5 protein-coding genes and 2 rRNA genes are annotated in these 4,446 nt (G+C 56.2%); all 7 read right to left on the bottom strand.

All coding sequences use genetic code 11. The features are described 5' to 3' along the window. Positions 1-276: 276 nt before the first annotated feature. Complete coding sequence (locus GYK42_RS28740) at positions 277-975, bottom strand: GntR family transcriptional regulator (RefSeq protein ID WP_166450272.1); 699 nt, start codon at positions 973-975, stop codon at positions 277-279. A gap of 27 nt (positions 976-1,002) precedes the next feature. Then, positions 1,003-1,731 carry an amino acid ABC transporter ATP-binding protein gene (locus GYK42_RS28735; protein ID WP_166450271.1) on the bottom strand — a complete coding sequence of 243 codons (729 nt, stop codon included), beginning with the start codon at positions 1,729-1,731 and terminating at the stop codon, positions 1,003-1,005. Continuing rightward, complete coding sequence (locus tag GYK42_RS28730; RefSeq protein WP_166450270.1) at positions 1,718-2,368, bottom strand: amino acid ABC transporter permease; 651 nt, start codon at positions 2,366-2,368, stop codon at positions 1,718-1,720. Before GYK42_RS28730 ends, GYK42_RS28735 begins: the two co-directional genes overlap by 14 nt. Continuing rightward, a complete protein-coding gene (locus tag GYK42_RS28725; protein ID WP_166450269.1) occupies positions 2,365-3,033 on the bottom strand; it encodes an amino acid ABC transporter permease in 669 nt (222 codons plus the stop codon). The genes GYK42_RS28730 and GYK42_RS28725 overlap by 4 nt, the downstream gene beginning before the upstream one ends. A gap of 15 nt (positions 3,034-3,048) precedes the next feature. Continuing rightward, positions 3,049-3,837: a transporter substrate-binding domain-containing protein gene (locus GYK42_RS28720; RefSeq protein WP_166450268.1), complete on the bottom strand. Its 789-nt coding sequence runs from the start codon at positions 3,835-3,837 to the stop codon at positions 3,049-3,051. 247 nt (positions 3,838-4,084) lie between these two features. After that, positions 4,085-4,197 (bottom strand): 5S ribosomal RNA (rrf, locus tag GYK42_RS28715). Positions 4,198-4,334: 137 nt separating this feature from the next. Then, positions 4,335-4,446 (bottom strand): 23S ribosomal RNA (locus GYK42_RS28710); the annotation flags it as partial.

Below are 4,446 nucleotides of genomic sequence, written 5' to 3'. Positions count from 1 at the left end.
CACTTGCATCAAATGCCCACACTTATCGACTGTTAATTGTTAAAGAACTGTATTCGGTACTGCTTTCGCGCTATCGACAAAGCGTTGTGTTTGTCAGCTGCGAAGAAGGAAGAGTATGAAGCATTTCGCTAAATTCGTCAACACCTTCTTTTTACTGCATCGCCGTTTCCGGTGATCCTCAAGTGCCGCGTTTGACTGCGTCTCATTGGGGAGGCGAACTATAGCAAAGCCCCGCCAGTCTTGGCAAGGGCTTTCAATCGCCATCCATGTTTTTGTTCAAGCGGCCAGCAGGGCTTTGACCAGGTCTTTCTTGTCGACAGACTCCGTGGCATCGACATGCAGCGCTTTGAGCACATGGTCGAGATGATGCAACATGATGTCGACTGCAGCGTCGGCATTGCCAGCCTTGGCCGCCTCGATGAACAGCGCATGCTCATCCGATGAGCAACTGGCGTCTTCGCTGGACTGCTGATGTATGGCGATCAGCGAGGTCCGCGCCGTCAGTTTGCGCAAAATCTCCTTCAACACCAGATTGCCAGCGATATCGGCCAGCAAGGTGTGAAAGTCACCCAACAATCTGGCGCGCAGCGGCAGATCGTTTTGTGCCAGGGCCTGGCGTTCCAGGGCAAGATGGGCATCGATGCGGCGATAATCGTCGGCCTTGGCCATGGCCACGAAATCACGCGCCAGGCCGGCCTCGAGCGTGCGGCGCACGGCAAAGATTTCGCGCGCCTCGCGTTCACTGAGTTTGCACACGCATGCCCCCTTTTCCGGCACGATCTCGATGAGCTCATCCTTCGACAACATCAGCAAGGCCGCACGGATCTTGGTGCGACTGACAGAATACACGCGGGCCAGGGCCTCTTCCTTGAGCTTGGTGCCAGGCGGCAAACGGCGTTCGATGATCGCCGCCGCAATATCCGCGGCGATCTCTTCGGAAGAGTTGGGAACAATTGCTGTGGTAGGCTCAGGCATGCGCAATATGGCTGTGGAAAAACACGATCAGGAAACCGAACTGATGAAACTGGCCAGTTCCGGCGTCGACGGTGCGGCAAACAGGGTCTTCGGATCACCCTGCTCATGAATTTTCCCCTGGTGCATGAACACCAGTTGATCCCCCACCTCGCGTGCGAAGCGCATTTCATGCGTGACCATGATCAAGGTCATGCCATCCTCGGCCAGCTTGCGCACCACGGCCAGCACTTCGTTCACCAGTTCCGGGTCGAGTGCCGAGGTAATTTCATCGCACAACAGTATTTTCGGCTGCATCGCCAGTGCCCGGGCGATTGCCACACGCTGCTGCTGGCCGCCCGACAGCTGGTCTGGAAACGAGTCGAAGCGATCGGCAAGGCCGACTTTTGCCAGCGCGTCGCGCGCAAGCGCCTCTGTTTGCTGCTTGCCTGTTTTCTTGACCACGGTCGGCGCCAGCATCACATTCTGTCCGGCCGTCAGATGCGGATACAGATTGAACTGCTGAAACACCATGCCGACTTTCAGGCGCAACTGGCGCAAATCGGTCTGGCCGACGGTGACCCGCACGCCATCGACATCAAGCGAGCCTTCGTCGAAACTTTCCAGTCCGTTGATCGAGCGCAGCAAGGTACTCTTGCCCGAACCACTGCGTCCGATCACTGCCGTCACTTGCCCTTCCTTGACGCGCAGGTCGATACCCTTGAGGACGTGGTGCGTACCAAAACGCTTGTGCAAACCATTGATGCTAACGAGAGACATTCATCTTCCTTTCCAGGCGGCGGGCATACAGCGAAAGCGGGAAACACAGACAAAAATACATCAGGGCGATCAGGCCGTACACGGTGAAGGGCGCAAACGTGGCATTGCTGATCATCGAGCCGGCCTTGGTCAGCTCGACAAAACCGATAATGGACGTGACCGCCGTCGCTTTCACGACCTGCACGGAAAATCCAACCGTCGGTGCAACGGCGATGCGCAGCGCCTGCGGCAAGATCACATGGCGCATCTGCTCCATATACGTCATTGCCGTGCTGGCAGACGCTTCCCACTGGCCGCGGGGAATCGCCTCGACGCAACCGCGCCAGATTTCCGCAAGGTAGGCGCTGGTAAACAAGGTCAGGGCCGCGCTGGCGGCAAGCCATGGCAACACTTGCATGCCGCTCAGCGACAGGCCAAAGAACAGCAGGAACAATTGCATCAGCAGCGGCGTGCCCTGGAACAACTCGATGTACATGACGGCAAACCGGCGCAGCAGCCGCGAGCTTGAGGTGCGCAACATCAGGATCGCGATACCAACCAGGCCACCGCAAACAAAGGCGATCAAGGACAGCAATACCGTCCAACGCCCCGCCAGCAGCAAGTTGCGAATGATGTCCCATAGGGAAAAATCGCTCATGTCGCTCTCCTCGCAAGCACGTAGCGGCCAGACAGGACGAGCGCGCGGCGCACGCCGACCGCCAGCAAAAAGTACATGATGGTGACGACGAAATACACCTCGAAGGAACGGAAGTTACGCGAGGTAATGAAGCCGGCGCCAAAAGTCAGCTCTTCGGCCGAAATTTGCGAACATACGGACGATCCCAGCATCACAATCACGATCTGGCTCGACAAGGCTGGCCACATCTTGAGCAAGGCCTGGCGCAGGATCACGCAGCGAAAAATCTGGAAGCGCGACATCGCCAGCGCCGACGCGGCCTCGATATGACCTTTCGGCACAGACTCCACGCCGGCGCGGATGATCTCGGTGCTATAGGCGCCCAGGTTAAGCACCATCGCAATCGTTGCCGCCTGCCACTCGCTCAAATGAATGCCGAGGCTGGGCAAGCCGAAGAAGACAAAGAACAGCTGCACAATGAACGGCGTGTTGCGGATCAGCTCCACATACACGGTGTAGACCGGGAACAGCACGGGCAGTTTCCAGGCGCGCGAAATGGCGCCAAGAATACCGATGGCGACACCGAGCACGGTGCCAACGAGTGTCAGACGCAAGGTGCCGATTACGCCGTGGTACAGATACTCGCGGTATTCCCAAATACTGCTGAAATCAAAAGTGTATGCCATGGCGCGCTTGACCGGTTACAGCAGGGCTGTAACCGGGCGCGTTGTTTTCAGCCATTTCTGGGCGATGGTATTGAGGCTGCCGTCTTCTTTCGACTTGGCCAGGATGGCATTGATTTGCGCCAGCAACTTCGGTTCGCTTTTATTGATGCCGACGTAGCAGGGAGAATTCTTGATAAAGAATTTGAATTCGAGTTTTTTGGCAGACTGTTTTTCGACAATTGCGCCAGCCACCACGTTGCCAGTGGCAATCAAGGGCACCTGGCCGGACAGGAAAGCGGAGATGGTCGCATTATTATCTTCAAAACGCTTGATGGTGGTATTGGCCGGTGCAATCTTGCTCAGCTCAAGATCTTCCACGGCGCCCCGGGTGACGCCCACTGTTTTACCTGCCAGTTGCTCGGCCTTGCTGATCGCCTGATCCGCGCCACCGAACACGCCGCTGAAGAATGGCGCATACGCTGCGCTGAAATCGATGACTTTTTCACGCTCCGGGTTTTTACCGAGACTGGAAATGACCAGGTCGACTTTTTTGGTATTGAGGTAAGGAATGCGGTTGGCACTGGTCACGGGCACCAGTTCTAGCTTGACACCCAGGCCTTTGGCCAGCAGCGCGGCCACGTCAATATCGTAGCCAACGGGTTTCATGTCAGGGCCAACCGATCCGAAAGGGGGGAAATCCTGGGGCACGGCCACGCGCAAGACCTTGGCCTTGAGAATATCGTCGAGCGCCTCGGCATGGGTCAGCGGTGCGGCAAGTGCGGTGGCGGAGAAGATCAGCGACAACAGGATCGAACGACGGTTCATGGACAACTCCTCAAGGTGGGATGGAGCGTGCTATCCCGTGATGAACAGCGCGCCATAATCCTTGAGCAGTTTCCGTGCCTGCATACAAAGCCTGCATACGATCTGCAAAGCCCCTATTTCTGCATAGTTTTTGAGCAGCGCCTGACTTTCTGCACCACACCATGCACGAATCGGGTGCACCGCGACAAACCGCCAGACGTAAAAAAACCCCAACCGGATCACCGGAAGGGGTTTTTTCGAATAACAAGCCTGACGATAACCTACTTTCACACTGGTTGCAGCACTATCATCGGCGCAAAGTTGTTTCACGGTCCTGTTCGGGATGGGAAGGGGTGGGACCAACTTGCTATGGTCATCAGGCATAACTTGTACTGGCGTTTGTCTCCTGTGGGACGACAAAGCCTGAATCTGGAAGAAGCAAAGATTGGGGTAATGAATGTAGTATCAACACACACGCAACGTTGTACCGTCTTATCCTCTGCACCTGCTAAGGTTATAGGGACAAGCCGTACGGGCAATTAGTACTGGTTAGCTTAATGCATTACTGCACTTCCACACCCAGCCTATCAACGTCCTGGTCTCGAACGACCCTTCAAAGAGCTCAAGGCT

It is taken from the genome of Janthinobacterium lividum, assembly GCF_011601275.1.
In the GTDB taxonomy this organism is placed as follows: Bacteria; Pseudomonadota; Gammaproteobacteria; order Burkholderiales; family Burkholderiaceae_D; genus Janthinobacterium; species Janthinobacterium lividum_E.
Note: the sequence above shows the minus strand (reverse complement) of the source record. Positions and strands in the feature narration are given on the sequence as shown.

Excerpts from the sequence above, each read along its gene's own strand:
- GYK42_RS28735 (WP_166450271.1), bottom strand. The coding sequence starts at position 1,731 with ATGTCTCTCGTTAGCATCAATGGTTTGCACAAGCGTTTTGGTACGCAC.
- GYK42_RS28725 (WP_166450269.1), bottom strand. The coding sequence starts at position 3,033 with ATGGCATACACTTTTGATTTCAGCAGTATTTGGGAATACCGCGAGTAT.
- GYK42_RS28730 (WP_166450270.1), bottom strand. The coding sequence starts at position 2,368 with ATGAGCGATTTTTCCCTATGGGACATCATTCGCAACTTGCTGCTGGCG.
- GYK42_RS28720 (WP_166450268.1), bottom strand. The coding sequence starts at position 3,837 with ATGAACCGTCGTTCGATCCTGTTGTCGCTGATCTTCTCCGCCACCGCA.
- GYK42_RS28740 (WP_166450272.1), bottom strand. The coding sequence starts at position 975 with ATGCCTGAGCCTACCACAGCAATTGTTCCCAACTCTTCCGAAGAGATC.